Source organism: Victivallis sp. Marseille-Q1083, from assembly GCF_903645315.1.
Lineage (GTDB): Bacteria > Verrucomicrobiota > Lentisphaeria > Victivallales > Victivallaceae > UMGS1518.
Window position 1 is genome coordinate 3,573,327 of record NZ_CAHJXL010000001.1, and the last position, 22,793, is coordinate 3,596,119.

Sequence of the window (22,793 nt, forward strand, 5' to 3'; positions counted from 1 at the left end):
GCCCCCCGGCTCAGTTGGCGGCCAGAAATTCGTCGATCTTGGCGGCCAGATGATTGCGGCTGATCTTGATGATGCGCTCTTCGCGCCGGACGCTTTCCGGCGAATCGGAGGCGTGGGCGGTGTTGACCATGACGTTGCTGCCGAAATCGCGCCGGACGGTGCCGCCGGGCGCTTTGCCGGGATCGGTCGGACCGAGGACGCGACGGATCCGCTGAATGGCGTCCTTGCCCTCGTAAATCAGCACCAGGCACTTGACCAGGCCGGGCTCGTTGCGTTCCGCTTCCGGACAATCTTCCGGCCGGCGGCCGGACATGAATTCGATCAGGCTGCCGAACTCGTAGTCGGCGTAGCGCATGCCGACGCTGGCGGTGAGTTGCTCCAGGACGCCGTTATCCAGCGGGCAATGCAGTTCCTGCTCGAGCAACTGGCGCGCCCTGTCGCCGATCTTCGGCGCCAGTTTTTCCTGCAGCGCCTGCTGGACCGGGCCGTAGAATTCCAGCGCTTCGGCGATGCTCATCCGGTAAAGCTTGCAGCCGACGATCCGCAAACCGGTACGGCTGAGCATGTCGATGATGTTGCCGGGCCGGCTGCTGGGATAGCGCCAGTTGTCCGGCTTGATGATGACCAGCGTCTGTTCGTCGTCCGGTGCCGAACCGACGGTATTGGCGATAATGTTCGGCGACTGGGAGGCGACTTCGGCAAACAGTTTCAGGGCCGGCACGGCGCGGTTCCAATCCTCCGGCGCCAGCACGGCCGGCTCGAAATAGCGGATGACGGCCGGATTGTCCCTGTCTTCGATCAGATCGGCGTAGGTGGCGCGAATCGTGTCGCCGTTCATCAGCGAGTGCGGTGCCTGATAGGGAATGCCGCCGACGATTCCGGCAATCTTGCGGCAGGCGTCTTCGCCTTTGAACAGCACCAGCAGGAAGCGTTTGTTCTTGCCTTCGCCGGTGGGAGTGAAGTTTTCAAGGACGTAATCGGCGAGCATTTCGGAATTTTTCGATTTCTCCTGGCGCAGCAACGCGGCATAAGCCTGCGTCTGTTCCGGGGTGAAGGCCAGAATCTGGGCGCCGATGAGTTCCAGGTCGGTCCTGGACAGCAGCCGGGCGAGAATGACGCCGGTACGCGCTTTGATCAGACTGTACGGAGAGATTACGACATACGATAATTCAACAGCCATTTGTCACATCCTTGCGTTTTGGTTGTCTCAAGAGATGGCCCGGCTCCGGAGCCGGGCTCTAGCTAAATCAACTGTAATATAGCCAGATGAATGAAAAAAAACAACTGCGGTTGACGGCTTTTTTTGCCGGAGCACCTGAAAGATGCGTTGACAGCGGCGGCTTGGAATGATACATTGTATTCGTCCGTTTTTTTAGCGGAAAATGACGTGCAAACCAGAGAAACAGGGAATATCTATGGAGCAACAAAATTACTTGGAATTGACCATTGGAGCGGTGCTGGTGTACAATTTTGTACTGGCCCGTTTCATGGGCATCTGTCCGTTCCTCGGCGTGTCCAAACGGTTGGATACGGCGCTGGGGATGGGAAGCGCCGTCGTCTTCGTCATGACATTGGCTTCGCTGGCGACGGCATTGGTCTTTCAATATGTGCTGCAGACACGGGAAATTTTCGGCATTTCGGTCGACCTGAAATTTCTCCAGATTATTCTGTTCATTCTCATTATCGCCGCGTTGGTGCAGGTGGTGGAAATCTGCCTGCAGAAACTTTCGCCGGCCCTCTACCGATCGCTGGGCATTTACCTGCCGCTGATCACCACCAACTGTGCGGTGATGGGAGTGGCGTCAATCAACGCCCAGGCCGGCCGGCCGGTCTGGCCGGCGACATTGTTCGGCTTCTGTTCCGGCGTCGGTTTCGCGTTGGCGCTGCTGATCTTTGCCGGGGTGCGGGAGCGCCTGGCACTGTCGCAGATTCCCCGGCCGTTTCAGGGCATGTCGATCGCGTTGATCACCGCCGGCATCCTGGCGATGGCCTTCATCGGTTTTTCCGGAATCTGCTAAGGAGGCACCCCGAATCATGGAGACGATTTTCGTATCGGTCGGCATTGTGCTGGTCATCGGCGGCTGCCTGGGCGCGGTCATCGGGCTGGCGGCCAGAATATTCAAAGTGGAAGTTGATCCGCGCATCGAGCTGGTCACCGAATTGCTGCCGGGCGCCAATTGCGGCGGCTGCGGCAAAGCCGGCTGCGCCGATTTCGCCAAGGCGGTGGTCAATGGCGAGTTGCCGCCGAACAAGTGTCCGGTCAGTTCCCAGGAAGTGGTGGCGACGATCGCCAACACGCTGGGAATCGAAGCGGGCAGCAGCTTCAAACAGGTCGCCGTCGTGCTGTGCGGCGGCGACATCAACCAGACCCGGCTGCATGTTCTCTACAACGGCGTTCGCGACTGCGTTTCGGCTTCGCTGGTGGCCGGCGGCCCGAAAGGGTGTTCCTATGGCTGTCTCGGCATGGGCAGTTGCGCGCGCGCCTGCCCGTTCGGCGCGATTGAAATCATCAACAATCTGGCGGTGGTGCACAATGAACTGTGCGTCGGCTGCGGCAACTGCGTCAATACCTGTCCGCGGCATCTGATCAAACTGGTGCCGGCCGAAGCCAGGGTCCATATCTACTGCAGTTCTCCACAGCGTGGCCCCTTGAAAAAGAAAGTTTGCGCCGTGCCGTGCATCGCCTGCCGGAAATGTCAGAAAGCGGGCGCGGAAGGTCAGTTTGTTCCGGACGGATTCAAGCTGTCGGTCAATTACGGCGCGGAATCGTTGCCGGGACCGGCAGTGGTCGAAGCGGCCGGCTGTCCGACCGGTTGCCTGCTGACGGTGGATGGGCATTTGCAGATTGAACGCAATGAAATTCTGGAGAATCATTGATGAGCGATAAGAAATACAAGGTTGTCACCTTCAAGGGCGGTGTGCATCCGGAGAATGACGGCAAAGCGCTGTCCGCCGATGCGGCGATCCGGACGGCGCCGCTGCTGGAGCGTTATGAAGTGATTGTGCCGCAGAATGTCGGCGCGCCGCCGAAAGTGATTGTCCAGAAAGGCGATACAGTTAAGAAAGGCCAGATGCTGGCCGAAGCGGCCGGTTTCGTTTCGGTGCCGCTGCATGCGCCGACCAGCGGGACGGTCGAGGGAATTGTCGAAATCGACGGTCCGATGGGATTGCCGGTGCCGGCGGTGGCAATTGTTGCCGACGGACAGGACGAGTGGGGCGAGCTGCCGGAGAAGCTTGACTGGCGGAATTGTGACGGAGCCTTATTGAAGGAACGCATCGCCGCGGCCGGGATTGTCGGCATGGGCGGCGCCGCGTTTCCGAGTCACGTCAAATTGTCGCCGCCGCCGGACAGGAAAATTGATTTTCTGGTGCTGAACGGAGCGGAGTGCGAACCGTATTTGACCGCCGATCACCGGGTGATGCTGGAGACGCCGGAGAAAGTATTGACCGGCGCGGCGATCATGGGGCGGATTCTGGGCGTTGAACAGATTTATATCGGCGTCGAAGTCAACAAGCCCGATGCCATTGAGGCGATGCTGGCCAGAGCCGAAGAATACCGCATCGGCATCGTCGGCTTGAAGGTGCAGTATCCGCAGGGAGCGGAAAAGCAATTGATTTATGCGGTGACCGGCCGTAAAGTACCGGCCGGCGGTTTGCCGATGGATGCCGGCTGCGTCGTGCAGAACGTCGGCACGGCGGCGGCGGTTTGCGACGCGGTGACGCAGGGCTGGCCGCTGATCGAGCGGGTGACGACAATCACCGGGACGCCGGTGCGGACGCCGGGCAATTGGCGGCTGCGGCTCGGCACGCCGATTTTGAAAGCGATGGAATTCGCCGGCGGGGTGACGCGGGAGCCCGGCAAGATCATTCTGGGCGGGCCGATGATGGGATTCGCACAGAAATCGCTCGGCGTGACGGTGATGAAAAATACTTCCGGCATTCTGTTGCTGGCGCCGGAGGAGGTGGTGCAATACGATTCCACCGCCTGCATTCGCTGCGGTCAATGTCTGCGGGCCTGCGCGATGGGGATTTCTCCGGGACCGTTGAGTACGGCGATCGAAAGCGAACAGTTCGATCTGGCATTGCAGAATCATGTGATGGACTGTATGGAGTGCGGCTCCTGTGCGTATGTTTGTCCGGCGCACCGGCCGTTGGTGCAGCATTTCCGCCGGGCCAAGGCGGAGATCCGGAACCGGATGAAAAAGAAATAATTCAGGTGAAATAGAGATGAGCGAAGCGAATTGCGAAAAATTATTGTTGCCGAAAGGCGAGGAATTGGTGTTGAGTTCTTCGCCGCACATTCATGCCAGGGAAGATGTGCGCGGCATCATGTTGAAAGTATGCGTCTGCCTGTTGCCGGCGACGGTGATGGGAATTTATTTTTTCGGCTGGGCGGCATTGCAGGTGATCGTGCTGACCGTGCTGTTTTCGGTCGGTGCGGAAATGCTGTGGTGCCGGCTGGCCGGCAAACCGGTATTGGGAACGGTGAAGGATTGCAGCGCGGCGCTGACCGGCTTGCTGCTGGCGTTGAATTTGTCGGCCGGGGTGCCGTGGTGGATCTGTCTGATCGGCGCTTTTCTGGCGATCTGGCTGGGCAAACAGGTATTTGGCGGGCTCGGTCACAATCCGTTCAATCCGGCGCTGGTGGCGCGGGTGGCGCTGCTGATCGCGTTGCCGGCCTATATGACTTTGTGGATACCGGCCCGGGATATGGGGCCGGAGAATGCCGAATATGCCCAGAAATTTTATACGGCCGGCGACTGGCAGGCGTTGGAGCAGGGGACGGCCGGGATCGACCAGTTGACCTGTGCGACGCCGCTGGGCGGCATCACGGCGCCGGGCGCGAATGAGAACGCTTTTGCCGATTATATTGACGGCGGCAGTTACTGGAATTATTTCATCGGCAATGTCGGCGGCTGTCTCGGGGAAACATCGGCGCTGGCGCTGTTGATCGGCGGGGGGGCGCTGATGCTGATGCGGGTGATCAAGTGGCAGATTCCGGTTTTTTACATCGCCACGGGGGCGGTGGTCTCCGGCGTCGTCAACGCCTGCTGTCCGACGGCGACGCCGCCGGCTTTGTTCCATCTGTTGACCGGCGGCTTGATGCTGGGGGCTTTTTTCATGGCGACGGATATGGTCACTTCACCGATTACCGGCTGGGGCTGCGTCATCTTCGGCGTCGGCTGCGGCATCATCACCTGTGTGATCCGGTTGTGGGGCAGTTACCCGGAAGGAGTCAGTTTTTCGATTCTGCTGATGAATGCGCTGGTGCCGCTGATCGACCGGTGCTGCCAGTTGCGGCCGTTCGGCTATGTGCGGCGCAAAGCCGCGAAGAAAGAGGTGGCGGCATGAAGCTCAAGGACAGTGAAAATTATCTGGTGCTCGGAACCTTCCTGGCCCTGACCGGCGGGATTGCCGCTCTGATCTTGGCCGGCTTTGCGCAGTTGACGGCCAAGCCGATCGCCGAGGCGAAATTGCGCAAGGTCAATCAGGCGCTGCAGGAAGTGCTGCCGGCGTTCGACAATACGCCGTCGGAGAATACCGTAGTCAAAACTTCTCCGAACGGTTGGGAGGTGACGTTTTACGGGGCGTTGCAGGGGGGTGAACTGGTCGGGGTGGCGGCGACGGCTTCCAGTCCGGACGGTTACGGCGGCAAACTGACGTCGCTGTTGGCGCTGGACCCGGACGGAACGGTCCGGACGATTCAGACCGGCGACCAGCAGCGCTCTGCCGTGCTGATCACCGAACAGACCGAAACGCCCGGTTTGGGGACGAATGTTTGTGAGCGCAAAAATGTCAAGACGATTTTCAATTTATTTGAAGACAAATCGAATGCGGGGTTGCCGCCGAATCGGGTGCTGGATCAGTTTGCCGGTAAGACGGCGACCGCGGCGGCGCCGTGGAAAGTGGAAAAAGACGGCGGCGAAATGATTTATATCACCGGCGCGACCGTGACCAGCCGGGCGGTGACCGAACTGGTTTATCAGATTGCAGTGACTTACGACCGGGATCGCGACGCGATCAACGCCGCGTTGCAGAAAGGAAACAGGCAATGAATTTCATCGGTGATTTCGTACGGGGATTGTGGAAGGAAAACCCGGTGCTGGTGCTGCTGCTCGGCATGTGTCCGACGCTGGCGACCACTTCGAATGCGATCAACGGTCTCGGCATGGGGTTGGCGACGACTTTTGTGCTGCTGGGCAGCAACGTGGTGATTTCGCTGATCAAGAACATCGTACCGCGTAAAATCCGGATTCCGGTTTATATCGTCGTCATTGCGACTTTTGTGACGGTGGTCGATTTGTTGATGTTGGCGTATGCGCCGGAGGCGTTGTACTCGGCGCTCGGTATTTTCATCCAGTTGATCGTGGTCAACTGCATCGTGCTGGGGCGGGCGGAAGCGTTTGCCTCGAAAAATACGCCGGTCCGTTCCTTTTTCGACGGTCTCGGCATGGGTTTGGGATTTACGCTGGCGCTGACGGTGCTCGGGGCGACGCGGGAATTTCTGAGCAGCGGTTCGCTGTTCGATGTCAAAGTGATCACCGCCTGGACGGTGGATTTCATGCTGCCGACCGGGGCGCCGGGGGCGTTCATCATTCTTGGCTGCTTCCTGGCATTGATGAATTATCTCAATGCGCGCCGGGCGATCAAACGCGGTGAAGTCTATGTCCCGCCGCAAGGATTGGATTGCCGGCATTGCAGCATCTGCGATCTCGGCAGGAGCAAAGACACCGATTCTTAAGCGATCGGTATAGGTATCCTTGAATTGCCATGCTCCCTGGGTTGTGGCCTGCGGGACCCGCACGGAACTTCATCCGGCGTTTGATAACGCAACGCCGGATGAAGTTGCCGCGTATTGTCGAAATTCATATCGTGCCGTACTCCAAGTTGCGGCAGGCTGGCGCACTCTTTCAGCTCCTGCCGGCGACCTTTCCCAAGATAGTTTGCAGGTCTTTTTACACTGATTCCGAATGCCAAGAATCGTGTTGCGCCCGAACTGGAGTCTCGCGTGGTCAAAATGGCTCTTGACAATCCGGCATTGGGCCAACAACGAGTTGCTAATGAGTTACGCAAGGAAGGGCTGTTTATTTCTCCAGGCGGAGTTCGTTCTGTTTGGCAGAGGCATGATCTGGAAACTTTTTGGAAACGCCTCAAAGCACTGGAAGCCAAAATTGCTCAGGAAGGGATCGTGCTGACCGAATCACAGCAGCAGGCTGTGGAAAAAGCCAAAGAGGAAAAGGAAGCCGTTGGAGAAATCGAAACCGGACATCCGGGTTATCTCATTGCTCAGGATTCCTTCTATGTCGGCAATATGAAAGGCGTGGGACGCATCTACCAGCAGACAGTTATCGATACCTATTCCAAGGTGGCTTTTGCTAAACTCTACGACCGTAAAAACGCTTTAATTGCCGCTGACATGCTCAATGATCGCGTGATTCCCATTTTCGACGTAAATGAGATTCCAGTCTTACAAGTTCTGACGGATCGCGGCTCGGAATATTGCGGGAACCGCGAACATCATAAATATGAACTTTACCTGGACTTAGAGAATATTGGCCACACCAAAACCAAGGCAAAATCGCCACAAACCAATGGCATTTGCGAACGATTCCATACAAACATTCTCACACGCCTGTCCTAACAAACTTTTGAAAGGGTGAAAAAAGTGGAGCCAACTTGTCCGTAATAGTATATTACGGTTGCCTAAACCACAAGGAGGCTCCGTAATGAAGAATACATCAGTCAGTCTTTTTCGTCAAGTGTTGGATTTGATACCGAAGCGAGAATTTGAAGAAATAGTCATGAAACACAATGGAGACAAGCGAAAACAGTCCTTTGACAGTTGGGCACATTTTGTGTCGATGATCTTCTGCCAGTTGGCGCAGGCCAATAGTCTGCGAGAGATTTGCGGAGGTTTGAAAACCTGTGGAGGCAAATTGAATCATCTTGGAGTGGAATCCGCTCCAACCAAATCCAACTTGTCGTACGCCAATGCCCATCGCTCTCCGAAAATGTTCGGCGATATTTTCCATATGCTTCTGGGACACTGCCATGCAATTGCGCCACGGCATGAGTTTTCGTTTCCCAAGAAACTTTACAGTCTCGACGCAACGCTGATTGAGCTTTGCGTTAAAGTTTTTCCATGGGCAACCTATCGGCAAACCAAAGGGGCAATCAAGCTCAATATGCTGTTGGATCACGATGGTCATCTTCCCGTGTTCGTTGATTTCACCAATGGAGATGTTCATGAGGTAAACAGCGCCAGACGAATGGAACTCCCGCGTGACAGCATGGTGGTTTGTGATCGCGGATACGTTGATTTTTCCATGCTGTATAAATGGAATCTCTCCGGTGTGGATTTTGTCACGCGCCTCAAGACCAATACGACCTACGACATCCCGGAATACGATGTCAAGCAATATCCCGGAACCGTTTTGAGCGATGAAGTCATTTTTCTGCGTGGTTCGCAAGACAAATATCCGGAACGTCTCCGCAAAGTGGTCGTCTGCGATGTGGAAAACCATCGGACATTGACCTTGCTAACCAACAATTTTGAGCTGGACGCACAAACGATCGGCGACATCTATAAGGCTCGCTGGCAAATCGAAAGCTTTTTCAAGATGCTCAAGCAGAACTTCAAGATCAAAACGTTTATCGGCACCAGCGAAAATGCGGTTCGGATTCAAGTTTGGACAGCGCTTATCGCTATTTTGCTGACCAAGTACCTGAAGTTTTTGTCGAAAGCGCAATGGCATTTTTCAACCCTGGTCACTTTCCTGAAATGGAATCTATTTGTTTACCGCGACTTGCGCCAATGGCTGGATCAACCATTTACCAAACCACCGGAGCCGGAATCATTTCAACCAGAGTTCGCTTTTTAGGACAGCAGATTTACAACAAAGGGGGGCTACTTTTGAGAATTGGTGTGAAATAGATGAAAATGAGGGGGCGTAATCAGAAAATTACGCCATTTTGAAAATTGTTAGGACAGGTGTGACATTCTCAATGAGTTTTATCAGATTGCATTCCGCAAAAAATCTATGATTCCATCGAAATGCTACAGAAAGATCTCGACGAGTGGATACTGGATTACAATCAGCAGCGCCCTCATAGTGGAAAATATTGTTACGGAAAAACTCCAATGCAAACATTCCTGGATTCTGTACCGCTTGTAAAAGAGAAGATGTTACAGTATAGTAATCAGCCGTCGGAGCAATAGAAAATATGACAAATCGTCAGATAAGGTCGTGACTTCTACAACTAATATGGGTAATTATGGTGGCGCAAACTGGGGAACTAGTCAACAGCCTTTACCTATTGTTGCTCATTCTTTATCTAAAGAAACAGGTTTCTATCCGTTATTCCGTGTTCCTACCAAGATTGAATATGCCAGTTTCTTATACGACTTTGATTTAGAGACAATTCGTTGCTCTAAAGCGGAATTGCCTCTGGAGAGTCTAGCGCATCTGCGTTGGATTGGAAATGCTTGGTTTGTAGAGGGAGCTGAGCTTGGACCGTTTGGCCAAGCGTACCGAGCGATTGGTACTCCTGCATTTCTTATCTTTGCCGGAATATCTGCTATTTTTGGAGATTGATTTATATATTTTATTGGGTCCTCTATTTTCTTAACTAGTTTTTATTACATCTTAAGTGATGAGAGAAGTAAAATGAAATTTTTAGTAATGATTTTACTGTTATTCACAGTTGGTTGTAGAGCTCTTATTCGTGAGTATGAATTTGATTTGATCGATAATTCCGCACAAGGAAAATCTTCGCAGTTATATTCTTCTTTGGAGGGATTTGCCCAAAAATACGAAATACCAAAATATGAAGTTCAGAAAGGAAGTGGTGACAATATTACTTATCTCTGGTATGGATATGGTAGAGGAATATCTTTGTTTTATATTCCCCATAAGAATGAAATTATTTTAAGATTTAATGATGTAGACCAACCAGCGGAAGATAGTATTTTTAAGGATTTTCAGATTCGCTTGCATGAAATGGGAATTTACTCTACAATAAAATTTATAGTATGGCGTGAACCATGGTTCCAATTTTAAGATTTTCTTATGGGATAATCCTGAATATGGATAAATATAACTGAGGTAGATAAGGAATTGTTCAATGTGGATAACAGTGCAAATAATAGTATAGATTCGGCAATTAGCATACGTGCATGTATATTATCATCATGGAAACTCAAGATGCACGAAAACTCGATAAGGTCGCTCTTGAAGAGCGGCGCAAGCAGGCCGTGAGATTGTATCAAAGCGGCAAGTGTAATAAATTGTACGGAAATCGGAAAAATCGTTGGAGCGCACCGCAATACGGTGGGCAAGTGGATAAGCAGGTGGAAAAAAAGCGGCACGGTTGCACGTCAAGATTTCGTTTGGAATCGAAATACCAGTCCGAACCTTGGGGGAGTACTTGAAACGCTGGGGATTTGCGCCGCAAAAACCAGTTAAGAAAGCTTATCAGCGCAATGAGGCGCACGTTCAAAAATGGCTGATTGAGGAGTATCCCCGAATCAAAAAGCTGGCAAAATCAGAAGACGCGGATATCTTTTGGGGGGATGAAACAGGAATTCGCAATGACGAGGCCAAGGGCCGCAGTTATGCGCCGAAAGGCAACCCCCCGGTACAAGCAGTCAATCCGGTACGCGAAAAAGTTAATATGATCAGCGCGATTACCAACCAGGGGAAAACTCATTTCATGTTTTACAGCGAAACGATGACGGTTCAACTTCTGATCCAATTTATGGAACGTCTGATTCATCAAAATGAGCGGAAAGTGTATTTGATTCTGGATAACCTGCGGGTTCACCACAGCAAAACGTTGACTGGTTTTCTGCAGGAAAACGCGGCTTTCATCAAGTTATTTTTCTTGCCGAGCTACAGTCCCGACCTGAACCCGGATGAATATCTCAACCGCGACTTGAAAATCAAATCTGAGCAACAAGCCCTTGGGGCGTGCCAAAGGAAAAATAACCGAACATGCCAAGCAACATATGGAAATGATAGCTAAACAGCCGGAACGAATCAAGAAATTATTCCATTCCAAGACTGTTTTATATGCAAGTTAGTTAGTTGCCGGTACAATAACATTTTGAGCACAAAAATATGTAATCGTCGTGTTCCAGCCAAACATCGACACGGGTTCCGTCTTCCGACAGCTTTACCTGCACGACCTCCACGGTTTGGACAGATTCAGCAGCTTTTGATAAAAGTCTTCTACCATATGAGTGTTGTGAATTTTTACCCACAAAAATTCCCGAAGCGCCTCTTTTGATCTATTTTGATCTATTTAAAAAGGTAAAAAAATACTATTTTCCTTCAAGACAGTTGACTTTTTTTTGGGGTTTTGCTATAATTAAAAACATGGAGAAGGATATGATACAGCTAAAGAAAAAGACAAAATCGCAACAGATCATTGAGACTTTTCTGGATGCCATGAATGCAGGTGTTCTGGTGCCGGGCTCCCGGATTGAAAGTGTCCGGGAAATCGGTGCCAGATTTGATGCCAGTCTTTCGGTAGTCAATAATGCGTTGAATTATCTGGAACAGCAAGGGCGTATTATTCGGCGCCCGCGTTCTGGAGTGTTCGTTAAAGCGCCCGATCATACCAGAGAGCTATTGAATGATTCTGTTCTGGTTTGTATGCCGTTGGAGGGACACGTCTGGGGGACGTTGTTCAGTCTGATCGTACGTGCGCTTAACCAGCGCGGATTGAGTGCTATCACAGTGCACAGTGATATGTTGATGACCCGGGAGCCCACAGCGGAGTTGTCACTGCATATTCACGAACTAATTCATGATCGTTTGCGCGGAGCCATTGTCATGGGATGCGACTATTGGAAAAATCCGTTTCTGAGTGATTATTCGCGGAATAAAATTGTCTTTATTTTTGAGTTGGACTATCCAGAAATCTGCGGAAACGGTGTCTTGGTGGATTATGAAGCCGCTTATCATGCGATGACCACCCATCTGATTGAAACTGGACGGCGCCGGATTGCTTTTATGGTTCCTCCGGAAGCTATGCGCGAGGGACAGCGGCGGATGGTGCACTTCAATCAGATGTGTAATGGTTACGAGCGAGCTCTGAGAGAACATGATTTGACCGGAAACTGTCGGTACCTGACAGAATTTGATGGTAATGATCTGCGTAGCATTCGAGCGTATCTGGCCGATATTATGAATTCATCTTTGCCGCCAGATGCGATCATGTGCTATATGGATGCGATTGCGATGCGGATCATCAAGGCGGCCCATCATCTGAAAATAGCCGTTCCGCGAGAGCTTGCCGTGACTGGTTTTTACCATACTCCGTGGGCTGACTTTGCTCCGTTGCCGTTAACGACCGCCCGCTTTGATCTGGACGCCATGGCTAAAAAAGCGGTGGAGATTCTGCTGACCGAGCAAGAAGTCCCTCAAATCATTTATGTGAAACCGGAATTGCGGCTTGAAGCCTCTTCCGTTGCCCTTGATACCAATAAATAACCCCTGTCAAAGAAACAAGAAAGGAAGGAAAAACAAATGAACCGAAAATTCACGCTTATCGAGCTCTTGGTTGTCATAGCAATCATAGCCATCCTTGCTAGCATGTTATTGCCGGCATTAAACAGGGCTCGAAGTAAAGCTCAGGAGATTTATTGTGTCAATAACCTGAAGCAAATCGGGTTAGGGTTTGCTTTTTATCAGAATGACTATGATGATTATTCGTTGCCATGGGTTGCTGCAGTTCCCAATGTGGCATATTACTGCTACTTTCCAGCCACGCTGAATCAATTATACAGCGTTCCTCGCAAGGTATTACAGTGTCCGGCGGAAGGTAATGCCAGCTCCACGGATCCCTTTCCGATTGACGACGCTGTGCTGGGGTCTTATGGTTACGGTATGAATGTTGACAGTATGGGATTGGGACCGGCTGAAGACACCAGAACCCGTCAGGTGTCGTCGATGATGTCACAAGGATGGTCAACGGACAGTGTGGTGATGGTTGACACAATTACTACCAAAAAGCATATTTACTGTAGCATGATGTGGAGCACTACTGGTGTATTTCCGTTGGTGCCGGACAACGGGTGGGTGCAGGTCAATGCTCAGAGGCACGGCATGCGCGCCAATACTTTGCATCTGGATGGCCATGTACAAAGCAATGCGGCACAGGCGTTGGCAAAAAACGAGAAGAATGATAGTTCAAATATGGAAAACCGCTTCTGGTATCCGAAAATCAACAATCCAACTAATACCCCGACTTGGTATTGATGGCATTGGCGTGCTGATTCAATAATAAATAGGTTTTGTCCCAAATTTTGTGAAAGAATGGATGGCATGGCAATGAGCGTTGATTTTCACTGACTCATAGTAGTCGCACGAAATTCTATTTTTCAAGTTCACAAGGATTTTTCCTCGTTTCTTCCTTAAGGCATAGAAAATTCACGGCTCGAAATGCTCTTTATCTTCACAAAATTTTGGACAATAACAATAAATAAGGAACAACCATGGAGTTAACGTTCAATTTTGCCTTGCTCGCGGTGATGCTCTGCACTTTCATCGTTATCCATATCTGCAAGAAAAGGGAAAAAACATTGCACCATGCATCTCTGTATGCAATTCTGGCCCTGTTGGTACTGCTGGTGAGTTGCGGTTTATTTCTATGGCTCAATTTTTTGCGTGCCATCGTCACCGATGCCGGGAGTATAGCACTGGAACGTGCCGAGATGCAATGGTACGCTCAGGGGTGGCGTATGGCCCGGATACTCACGGAATTTCACAGTGACGATCTGAATAATACTGCCTCCATTCTGGTACTTCATGGCGGCATGGCGAACCAGAAGAGTCGGTTGGATGCCTTTGTTGCCGCCATGACCGCGAATGGAGTGCCGCAAAGTGCTATAGAACTTCATGTGGTGCCGGTTTCCGGGCCTCGAGCTGGCATTGCTCCTGCAGAGAGTTTGGTGACGACCAATGATTTAAAAAAGGCTATGAGTCATTTTTCCGGTCCCGTCGTGATTTCTCTATTGGGGGTTCCTTCCGATGCCGCGGCCAATCGTTTTGACTTCACCAAACGCGGCCGTCAGCTTTTTGTGGCTGGCGGCGATGTTACCAATTATACGTCAGAAGTTTTGCAGATGGTTCAAAACGGCAAAGTCGATGCTCTCGTTCAAACGCGCCTTGATGCGCCACAATTTGGAGAAACGTATTCTCGAGATCCGGAGCGGGCGTTCAACCAATTCTATACTCTGGTCACTTCTACCGCCAAGACTCCGTAAGCGGTTATCAAATCACATCAGATTCTGTCCTTTTTTTGTTTAGAGCCAATTTCAAAAAAATTGGCTCAGTACCATAAATTAAAAAAATAAATTAACGAACGTCAGATATCATAATACAAGGAACTATGATATGAATTTTTCTGTAAGCATTTTGGCTGCATATTGTTGCTGTATTACTTCGCTGATTACGGCGGCACCGGTGGAATTGAGCAATGACCGTTTCCGAATCGAATTGGCAGGAGAGGAACATGGCATGGGCGTTCGGCAACTGGAAGACTGTAGCCGCGGTACCATTTTCTGGAAAACATCGGTCCAAAATCCATTGCTCTGGCGTATCCACTTGTCCGAAGCCGGTTCGGATCAGACCGTGTTATCCCGCGACAACCGTGATGCGTCCGAGTGTCGGATCATAGAACAGACTCCCGATTATTTGCGGATTCGCTGGAGCGGTTTTGCTGGACTGCGAGATGCTGAAGCTTTAACCGTGGATTTGCAAATTTCACTTGATGCCGCCGGTCGCTCGAGCTGGGAGCTGGTACCTGAACTGAATGATGATCGCTATACTTTCACTGGTATGGTTTTCCCATGTGTAGAGAATGTCATTGATCCGACCAAAGAAAAAATTCTGTTTCCGGTCGGCAATAACGGTAGCCGAATAGTCAACTTCTCATTGAAAGGGCTTTACCCTTCGTTCGAGGCGCAATTGCAGTTCTTCGGGTTCCTGCAGGAGCAGGGAGCACTCTATATGGGACTGCATGATCCTGAAGCTTCAATAAAAAGCTTTGAACTTTCGGATCAATTGGAATTGTCAGTATTTAATTACAGCATGAACACCTCAATTGCCGGACAATCGAGAACTCCTTCTTATCCAGTGATAATGGCACCGGCAGCGTCATCATGGGAGTGTTGTGCTCTCTATCGCGATTGGGCAGAAGATCAGCAATGGACGTCACGCGGCAAACATAATGAACGTAAAGACCTCCCGCCTCGTTCAGAAGAAATCGGTTTGTGGCTGAATCTTGACGATGATCCGGAAAAAACAACCCGTGAAGCTCTCTCGGAAGCGCCTTTGCAAAAAGATCCATGTGCTGTTCACTGGTATCATTGGAATAAACGGAAATTCGATCGTGAATATCCGGAAATGTTTCCGGCGAAAGAGGGGTTCCGAGAAGCAGTACAAGCCATGCGTAACGCCGGAATGTTCGTGTTTCCCTATATGAATGGGCGTTTGTGGGATACGACTTCAGACAATTTTGAATCTGTACGGCATGAAGCTTGTTCCCAGCTGGATGGAACACTCATTGCAGAGAATTACGGGAGCGGCGCTTGGCTTGCGGTCATGTGTCCAACTTCAGCAACCTATGCTCGAAAACTATACGATAACGTTGCCACTGCGATCAATGAATATGGCCTTAATGGCATCTATCTCGACCAGATTGCTTCATGCGCTCCGGTACGGTGTTGTAACCCCGACCATGGGCATCCGATCAGTGGTGGTGGCTGGTGGCAGCAAAACTATCGTTCTCTCATGAAACCAATTATCGACGATTTCGGGAGTAAGGCAGTTTTTCTTACGGAAAATGGCGCGGAACCCTACATCGACAGCTTTAATACATTTTTACTATGGGTGCAGGTTTACACCGACGATTTCCCATCTCTGATTGCAGTCTACAACCAGTATGCCTGGTATATGTGTTCCATGGTGGTGCCGGAGGATGATTTACAATCTTTTGCAGGCCTGATAAGCCGTTGTCTGCTGTGGAATATACAGCCGGGCTGGCTGAACTGGCTGCACGGTACTGACACTGATCTTTCTGAAGTTCCAGATGCAGCAATCAAGCGTGACTATATCGACCGGGTACTGCAATTGCGTCATGCTGCTGCAGAAGTCGTTCGGGATGGAATTCCGTTTGGAGATGTTATCTTCACGCCGGCTGCTGAACTCATCACGTTGCGTTATCATCGTAATACTAATTACGGACGAGTACCGGTTACCCCCGGGGAGTTTCCGTCGTATTATGGAACTTGGTGGCAGGCGGAGAAAGGAGACAAATGGGTGGCGCTCCTGGCTGAATTATCCGGTCATGAACAATCTTCCGCTTTTGTTGCTCTCCCGCCGGGCTTTGAAAAGGATGCGGCAGGGAAAGCGGTCTACAGAATCTTTGAAGATGGTCGGAAAGAGCAAGTGGAAATTGAAAATGGGGTTATTCCGGTCAAATTTGTTCCCTTTGACCTGCAATGTTACATCATAGAATGAATATGATTTTCACGACGACTTCAGGCGGTTCTTTGAATTGGCAGCGACGCAACGACTATTGGCAATCTTCTCGTTCGCAGATAGATAGATCATGTTCCATCACAACAATTGGGATAATAACGGGAATTGAAAGATGAATATTGTATTCGTTGGCGGAGGCTCATTTCGGACTTTGCCAATTGTGCGTGCTGTTTTATCAGAAAGAAACATCCTGCAGGGCGGAAGTATCCGACTGGTGGACTTCAATCTCAAACGGGTGGAAAACGTCAGTCGTTTCATCATGAAGTGTCCGGAGTTTGCCGACAGCGGCTGTACTGTGGAATGGACCGATAAAATTGAACGAGCATTGCCTGGCGCAGACATGGTGAGCGTGAGCTTTCCGGTTGGCTCGCCAAAGGTCTGCCGCCTCAGCGAGCTAGCCTGTCAAAAGTATGGCTTTTTCGGTTCCGATCAATTGTCGCTCAGCGGTGCATTCCGCTCGATCACTGGAGGAATTATTCTTCACAATATTGCCCGGATGATGGAAAAATATTGTCCGCAAGCTTGGCTGGTGGATTTTTCCAATCCAGTGGCTGTCTACAGTGCCTTGGTCAACAATCATACCAAGATCAAAGCACTCGGCATTTGCGCCGGTTTTGCCAATTACTGCTGGGATCTGGCGCGTCTTCTCTTTGATCGGGACGAATGCTGCAACGAATTCAAGGTTGCTGCGGCTGGGGTTAATCACTGTAGCTTACTGGTGCGCGGTACTTATCGTGGTGAGGATATCTACAAATTACTTGATCGCAAGATCAACGTGGCTGGCTGGGAACCGTGTCGGATTTCATCGGCATCACCCAATGATGAGAAATATATTCGCTACGGACTGCTAAAGCTGGCCGAAATGCGGCGACGTTTTGGTACGATGCTTTTTTCTGCAGAGGTAGATGGTTTGCAAACGGTATTTTTCGGAGAAGAGCCGCTTCCTCCGATAGCTGTCGGTGTCGAGCTGGATCAAGAGCTGGCAAAACTTGCAGCGACAAGAAAGCACGAACAGATTGAATTTGATTCCTGCCTAGAGAAGCAACTGGATGATTCATTTTGGGCGAAGTCGCCGCAGGAAGCTCCGCACTTTGCGGCGAATCCCCAAGATGTCACGGTGCCGATCATCCGAGCGCTTTCCGGTGTGTCCAGTGAATGGATCGTGGCGAGTCTGCCAAACAACGGCGCTATCGCCGGCTTCAAGGATAGAACAGTACTTGAATATTCATTGTACTTGGATAAAGATGGCGTCCATCCTGATGCTGAGCTTGTCATCCCTGACTATTTTCATGGCTTGGTGAGCGCTCTTGCCTCCCACCAGACGTTATTAGCGGATGCAATCGCCACACTGGACCCGAAGTTGTTCGCCTCTGCTCTTTTCGCATATCCGATCGGCCGTGATAATAGGACTACCAAAGCACTTTGGCGGGAACTGCTTGAAATCCATGAACAGGAGATACCGGAAGTATTTAACAAGACGAAAGATTATTTTTAAGCATTCAGGTGACGCAACTTCAAAAATAAATAACAAATGACAAATTTTAGAAATTACAGAACAACAACAAACTCGAAACTCATCGGGCTAATAACCATTATCCTGTTATTGTGTGGAGTAATCATGGCGGAATCCAATCTGCGCCCAGCTGGCATTTTCAGCGACCATGCGGTGTTTGAACGTAACCGGGTGTTGCCGGTGTGGGGACACGGGGCGCCCGGCGGTGAAGTTACCGTAACCTTGAATCAACAGAGTGTTACCACTCGGATTTCCCCCGATGGTTACTTTATGGCGCGCTTTCAGCCACAAGAGGCTGGTGGCCCTTATACCTTAACCTTCCGTTCTGCGGACGAAGAGCTGATCTACCAGGATATCTACATCGGAGAGGTCTGGCTTTGTGCCGGGCAATCCAACATGGAATTCACCATTGCAAATGAAACTCCACAACCACTTCCGGGCGAGCTTGATCGGCCGTTAATCCGTACTTTCCGAGTGCCAATGGCCGCATGGCCTGCCGGCCGTAGCGATGTCGATGCTGCCTGGTTGCTAGCGACGCCGGAGAATACACCCACTTTCTCGGCAACCGCCTTTCACTTTGCGGACTGCCTGCAAACGGAATTGGATGTCGCCATCGGTATCATCGACGTGAGTTACGGTGGAACCAACATCGCCGCATGGTTAAGTCGAGAGGCTCTTTATGATTTGCCTGGTTATCGGGAACGACTGGAACTTTATGACCGTTGCGCTGATCAGCGCGGCATCTCCGGGGCCGACGGTACGCCAGATCGGGGAGCGGTCGAAGATATATTCATTAAGCAGGTTACTCCTCCCTTACGCCACCCTGAAGCGACCGAATATGGGTGGCATATGCCAGACTTCGACGACTCTGACTGGGAATTGCAAAGTCTGCCGGATAGTTGGGCGCTGGCCGGATACAACCATCATGGCGTTTTCTGGTATCGGTTCGAATTTGACTTGCCGGAAGCGTTTGCTGGCCATGATCTGTTGCTGTCGCTTGGGCGTATTGATCAGCAGGATCGGACTTGGATCAATGGTGTCGAAGTTGGAGCGAGCGGTGGCGGGACAAATCTTGGCACTTACGGTATCTATCGACGCTATCAGATTCCGGCCGAAGTATTACGTCCGGGGCGGAATGTCTTGGCAGTTCGTGCGGTCAGTGTCTTCCCGATTGTGCTTTCCGGAGGGCTAATGGGGCCAGCGCATGAGATGTTTTTGACCATTGACGACGCCTTCGAAAAAAAAATGTCTTTGACTGGAATGTGGCGTTTCAAGCTGGAACAGCGTTTTGAGCCGGAAGCCACACCGGAGCAACTGCAACTCGTTGGAGCCGGAGAAGCACACAGTTTGGCGATGATGTATGAGAACATGGTACGCCCGGTGATTCCTTATGCCATTCGTGGCGTGGCTTGGTATCAAGGGGAAGCTGACTCGGTCGGTGTTACCATGAATCGAGATTACGCTATTCTGCTAAATAAGTTACGAGACGAATTCCGTCGGAAATGGCAAGATGCAAATCTGGAGTTTTTAATTGTTCAGTTACCGGCTTTCGCCATGCCGGCCGAATATCAGGAAAATTTATGGAGCCTCACTCGAGAAGCGCAGTTGCTGGCAGCCTTGGCAGAAGGCTCCTATCCGGTGGTATTGTGTGATACTGGCGATGCATATGATATGCATCCGAGTGACAAACGTGTAGTTGGTAAACGATTGGCGGAATTGACTTTAGGATTGCGTAGTCAAGATCGTGCTCGTGCCTGCGGGCCGGTGCCGGCCGGGATCGAACGTGACGATGATAAGCTCGTCATAACCTTTGACCTTCCGGTAGTTTGGCGCGATGATAACCCATATGGATGGGTTGTCGCCGGAGTCGATGGCATTTTTCATTCGGCATTGGCACAAATCACGGCAGAGACACGAATTGAGGTGAGCTCTCCAGAGGTTGCAGCCCCTATCGAAGTTCGTTATGGCTGGAGTATCAATCCTATGCAGGCTAACTTGACAGGAAACAACGGTCTTCCGGCCAGTCCTTTCCGCCTTCGTAGCCGGGAGTAATCCTTTGTTGGCATGAAAGAGGAGATCGAACATAAATAGTCGATTGTAATTTCCGTTCTCGGTATTCCGGCCGAAGCGAAGAATGATTTTACGCAAAGGGAAAAAACGGGCATTTATCGCCAGAGGAAATGCCACTGATGTTACTCTGGAGGTTTTGGATCTTGTGGGTGTCGGAATGGTTACGGCAGTCGTTGTCGATAAAGCAGGCGTTCCACAGTACAATGATCCTTATTCTACCAATCCGGACAAAGCATTTGATCAGATTGCCCGTAACCAGATGTTACCTTAAACCCTAGAAATAAGGATACGAATACTATCATGAGATTTCTTTTCGCTTTTATCCTGTTATACGGAGTTTCAGTAGTCGGTTCCAGTTTTCTGTCTCCTCAGGGAGAAACAGCTGAACTGGCTTTAGAACAAGCCAAAATCTTGCTTCCGCAACAGCCGTCGGAGACAGAGCGTAAAGCGGCTGAACTTCTGGTGGATTATTTGCACCGGATTTATGATGTGACCATCCCCGTGTGCCAAGAGCCCGCGCCGGGAACAGCTCCAGTTATCAGCGTCGGTGCAACAGTACTGGTTCCCGAAGATATGGATCTGGGCGAAGTCGGGTATGATATTCGCGAAGTCAACGGAAACCTGATTCTCACTGGCGGCCGCCGCAGCGGACCGACCTCCGCGGTTCTAGCGCTTCTGGAAGAAGATTTGGGATGCCGCTGGCTGGCTCGCGATATGGCTCCGGTTGTTCCGAAACAAGAATCTAAACGCCTGGTTTTTGTACCCCGCTCTTATGTGCCGCCATTCGAAATCCGCGATCCGTTCTTCATTGAAAGCTTCGATTCGCAATGGTGTGCTATGAATCGTACCAATCCGTTCATTCTAGGGGATATTCCGGCGGAATTCGGTGGTCGGATCAATTTCCACAGCCAATACTTCTGCCATACGTTCAAAACCTTGTTTCCAGCAAAGGAATTTGGCGAGAGCCATCCGGAATTTTTCCCTCTCATTGACGGGAAACGGCGTATTGGTGATGATGGACAGTTGTGTTTATCCAATCCTGCTCTGGTGCCATTGGCGACGACCAAGGTTCTAGCGGCGATTGAAGCGGAACCCGATGCCGAATTAATCGGAATTTCGCAAAATGACTGCAAAAATTTCTGCCAATGCCCTGCATGTGCTGCTATTCAGGAAAAAGAGGGGTCTCCGGCCGGTCCTGTTCTGGCTTTTGTCAATCAGATTGCCGATGCGGTCCGAGTGAAATATCCGGATAAAAAAATTGTCACTCTGGCGTATATGGAGAGTTTTGTGCCTCCCAAAAATATTCGGCCTGCCGAAAATGTGATTATTTTGCTCTGTACCGATGCACACACCGGGGCCAACCCGTTCCTTTTTGTCGATGAAAGTTCCAGTTTTGCTCCGGCTATGCGCGGATGGCGCGAGCTTGGTGCCGTTTTTTACATCTGGGACTACGTCGTGGACTATTTGCATTATGCGCGTCCTTATCCCAATTTACACGTAATGGATCATGCCATTGATTTCTATCTGCGCAATGGAGCCAAAGGGGTGATGACCCAAGGTGGTTATACTGTAGCTGAATGTGCTCCCGGTGGCGCGCTCAAGGCATGGTGTGTTGCCAAAAAATTATGGAACCCATCGTTGCGTCTCCCGGAGTTGGCGCGGGAGTTTATTTCGTTATACTATGGCGATGCCGCACCCGAAATGCAGGAATTTTTTGATTTGCAGGAGCGCGAATGGGCGGTATTTCATGCCAATGCCGAAGAAGGGGATGTTTTCTTTTTTTCGAAGGATTTCCTGCCGCAGGCGCGATCCCTGATTGCTGCGGCTCTGGTCAAAGCCGAAGGAGACGGAGTACTTATTCGTCGGATTCGGATTGAAGAATTTTCCATCCGCTACCAATATGCTTATGATGGCTTGCCCAGTCGTGGTGAACTGGCGGATTACCTTGCCAATATCGATTGGCTGGAACAGAGCATGGCTGAACGGCAAATGACCTCCCTTTCCGAGTTGGGGCCGGTTGGCAACCTGTTCGACCAGTGGCGTGCCCACGCTCAAAGCGCGGCACAGCCAGCTTATTCGGAAAATGCGATCCGGCCCATTCCCAATACGACTGTTTTTTCGAATTTCCCGGTATCCACTGTCGAGGAACCGGAACTGCCCGAAGGAAGTGCGCTGCGACAGCCGGGTGGCAATACCGACTGGACTATTCAAATCACGGTTGCTAATTTTTCTTCCCGGTTGCAGCCGGGGCATGATTATGTTGCATGGATGCCGGTACGATTTGAATTTACGGAAGTTCCGGAACCGGGAACTCCTCTGTTTGTGTTGGGGCAGCATAATCCGGAGAAAAGAGGAAATGCTTTTATCGGAAAAATGCCGAAAGTATTGCCGGATCGTGGTTATTGCCAGATGCCGTTGGGAATTTATCGTGCTACTACCAGTCGATCTTCGTCAATTTTGTTTATCACACCTTATGGCGGCGCTCCTGTTAAAGCGTTTTATTACGGAGCACTCCAGTTGATTCCGGTGGATAAATATCGCGGAGAACTTCCGGTCGATCTGCCCCGGGAAAAATTATATTGATATCCTTGAAGCAATAACAGAAGGCGCACGTCAGCATGACGGGAAAAGTCATTCCGGTGGTGTTGGAGCCTTTTGAT

At 50.8% G+C, this 22,793-nt stretch carries 20 protein-coding genes and 2 pseudogenes; 21 read left to right on the forward strand and 1 reads right to left on the reverse strand.

Annotated features, from left to right (window positions below; all coding sequences use genetic code 11):
• Positions 1-10: 10 nt before the first annotated feature.
• Positions 11-1,180, reverse strand: coding sequence for a nucleoside-diphosphate kinase (locus HWX74_RS14740; protein ID WP_176014262.1), 1,170 nt, complete (start codon positions 1,178-1,180; stop codon positions 11-13).
• Positions 1,181-1,415: 235 nt separating this feature from the next.
• Between HWX74_RS14740 and HWX74_RS14745 the strand changes: the two genes are divergently transcribed.
• The 21 genes and pseudogenes from HWX74_RS14745 to HWX74_RS14840 all read left to right on the forward strand — a co-directional run bounded on the left by HWX74_RS14745 (position 1,416) and on the right by HWX74_RS14840 (position 22,716).
• Positions 1,416-2,018, forward strand: a complete 603-nt coding sequence (locus HWX74_RS14745) for an electron transport complex protein RnfA (RefSeq protein ID WP_176014263.1) — start codon at positions 1,416-1,418, stop codon at positions 2,016-2,018.
• A 16-nt stretch (positions 2,019-2,034) separates the two neighbouring features.
• On the forward strand, positions 2,035-2,877 hold the full coding sequence (locus HWX74_RS14750) for an RnfABCDGE type electron transport complex subunit B (RefSeq protein WP_176014264.1): 843 nt from the start codon (positions 2,035-2,037) through the stop codon (positions 2,875-2,877).
• The gene (gene rsxC, locus HWX74_RS14755; RefSeq protein WP_176014265.1) at positions 2,877-4,211 is read left to right on the forward strand and encodes an electron transport complex subunit RsxC; all 1,335 of its coding nucleotides are present in this window, start codon (positions 2,877-2,879) and stop codon (positions 4,209-4,211) included. The genes HWX74_RS14750 and rsxC overlap by 1 nt, the downstream gene beginning before the upstream one ends.
• Positions 4,212-4,227: 16 nt before the next feature.
• The gene (locus tag HWX74_RS14760; RefSeq protein ID WP_176014266.1) at positions 4,228-5,352 is read left to right on the forward strand and encodes an RnfABCDGE type electron transport complex subunit D; all 1,125 of its coding nucleotides are present in this window, start codon (positions 4,228-4,230) and stop codon (positions 5,350-5,352) included.
• Entirely contained in the window at positions 5,349-6,056 is a 708-nt protein-coding gene (locus HWX74_RS14765; protein ID WP_176014267.1) for an FMN-binding protein, read from the forward strand. The genes HWX74_RS14760 and HWX74_RS14765 overlap by 4 nt, the downstream gene beginning before the upstream one ends.
• On the forward strand, positions 6,053-6,742 hold the full coding sequence (gene rsxE, locus HWX74_RS14770) for an electron transport complex subunit RsxE (RefSeq protein ID WP_176014268.1): 690 nt from the start codon (positions 6,053-6,055) through the stop codon (positions 6,740-6,742). Before HWX74_RS14765 ends, rsxE begins: the two co-directional genes overlap by 4 nt.
• A gap of 234 nt (positions 6,743-6,976) precedes the next feature.
• A pseudogene (locus tag HWX74_RS14775) lies at positions 6,977-7,627 on the forward strand (IS481 family transposase); the annotation flags it as partial.
• Positions 7,628-7,727: 100 nt separating this feature from the next.
• Positions 7,728-8,882, forward strand: a complete 1,155-nt coding sequence (locus HWX74_RS14780; protein WP_176014186.1) for an IS4 family transposase — start codon at positions 7,728-7,730, stop codon at positions 8,880-8,882.
• A 117-nt stretch (positions 8,883-8,999) separates the two neighbouring features.
• A pseudogene (locus HWX74_RS14785) lies at positions 9,000-9,220 on the forward strand (integrase core domain-containing protein); the annotation flags it as partial.
• A gap of 28 nt (positions 9,221-9,248) precedes the next feature.
• A complete protein-coding gene (locus HWX74_RS14790; RefSeq protein WP_176014269.1) occupies positions 9,249-9,596 on the forward strand; it encodes a hypothetical protein in 348 nt (115 codons plus the stop codon).
• A 72-nt stretch (positions 9,597-9,668) separates the two neighbouring features.
• On the forward strand, positions 9,669-10,061 hold the full coding sequence (locus tag HWX74_RS14795; protein WP_176014270.1) for a hypothetical protein: 393 nt from the start codon (positions 9,669-9,671) through the stop codon (positions 10,059-10,061).
• Between the two features lie 204 nt (positions 10,062-10,265).
• Positions 10,266-10,466, forward strand: coding sequence for a helix-turn-helix domain-containing protein (locus HWX74_RS20720; RefSeq protein ID WP_368506829.1), 201 nt, complete (start codon positions 10,266-10,268; stop codon positions 10,464-10,466).
• Positions 10,372-11,025: an IS630 family transposase gene (locus HWX74_RS14800; protein ID WP_176014271.1), complete on the forward strand. Its 654-nt coding sequence runs from the start codon at positions 10,372-10,374 to the stop codon at positions 11,023-11,025. The genes HWX74_RS20720 and HWX74_RS14800 overlap by 95 nt, the downstream gene beginning before the upstream one ends.
• A gap of 260 nt (positions 11,026-11,285) precedes the next feature.
• The gene (locus tag HWX74_RS14805; protein ID WP_176014272.1) at positions 11,286-12,497 is read left to right on the forward strand and encodes a GntR family transcriptional regulator; all 1,212 of its coding nucleotides are present in this window, start codon (positions 11,286-11,288) and stop codon (positions 12,495-12,497) included.
• Between the two features lie 36 nt (positions 12,498-12,533).
• Positions 12,534-13,265 carry a type II secretion system protein gene (locus tag HWX74_RS14810; RefSeq protein WP_176014273.1) on the forward strand — a complete coding sequence of 244 codons (732 nt, stop codon included), beginning with the start codon at positions 12,534-12,536 and terminating at the stop codon, positions 13,263-13,265.
• 236 nt (positions 13,266-13,501) lie between these two features.
• A complete protein-coding gene (locus HWX74_RS14815; RefSeq protein ID WP_176014274.1) occupies positions 13,502-14,272 on the forward strand; it encodes a hypothetical protein in 771 nt (256 codons plus the stop codon).
• Positions 14,273-14,402: 130 nt separating this feature from the next.
• Positions 14,403-16,529 carry a DUF6259 domain-containing protein gene (locus HWX74_RS14820; protein ID WP_176014275.1) on the forward strand — a complete coding sequence of 709 codons (2,127 nt, stop codon included), beginning with the start codon at positions 14,403-14,405 and terminating at the stop codon, positions 16,527-16,529.
• A gap of 133 nt (positions 16,530-16,662) precedes the next feature.
• Positions 16,663-18,045 (forward strand): hypothetical protein, encoded by a 1,383-nt coding sequence (locus HWX74_RS14825; RefSeq protein ID WP_176014276.1) that lies wholly within the window; start codon positions 16,663-16,665, stop codon positions 18,043-18,045.
• Between the two features lie 123 nt (positions 18,046-18,168).
• Complete coding sequence (locus tag HWX74_RS14830; protein ID WP_176014277.1) at positions 18,169-20,115, forward strand: sialate O-acetylesterase; 1,947 nt, start codon at positions 18,169-18,171, stop codon at positions 20,113-20,115.
• Positions 20,116-20,197: 82 nt separating this feature from the next.
• The gene (locus HWX74_RS14835; protein ID WP_176014278.1) at positions 20,198-20,404 is read left to right on the forward strand and encodes a hypothetical protein; all 207 of its coding nucleotides are present in this window, start codon (positions 20,198-20,200) and stop codon (positions 20,402-20,404) included.
• Positions 20,405-20,433: 29 nt separating this feature from the next.
• Positions 20,434-22,716 carry a DUF4838 domain-containing protein gene (locus HWX74_RS14840; RefSeq protein WP_176014279.1) on the forward strand — a complete coding sequence of 761 codons (2,283 nt, stop codon included), beginning with the start codon at positions 20,434-20,436 and terminating at the stop codon, positions 22,714-22,716.
• The last annotated feature ends 77 nt before the right edge of the window (positions 22,717-22,793 follow it).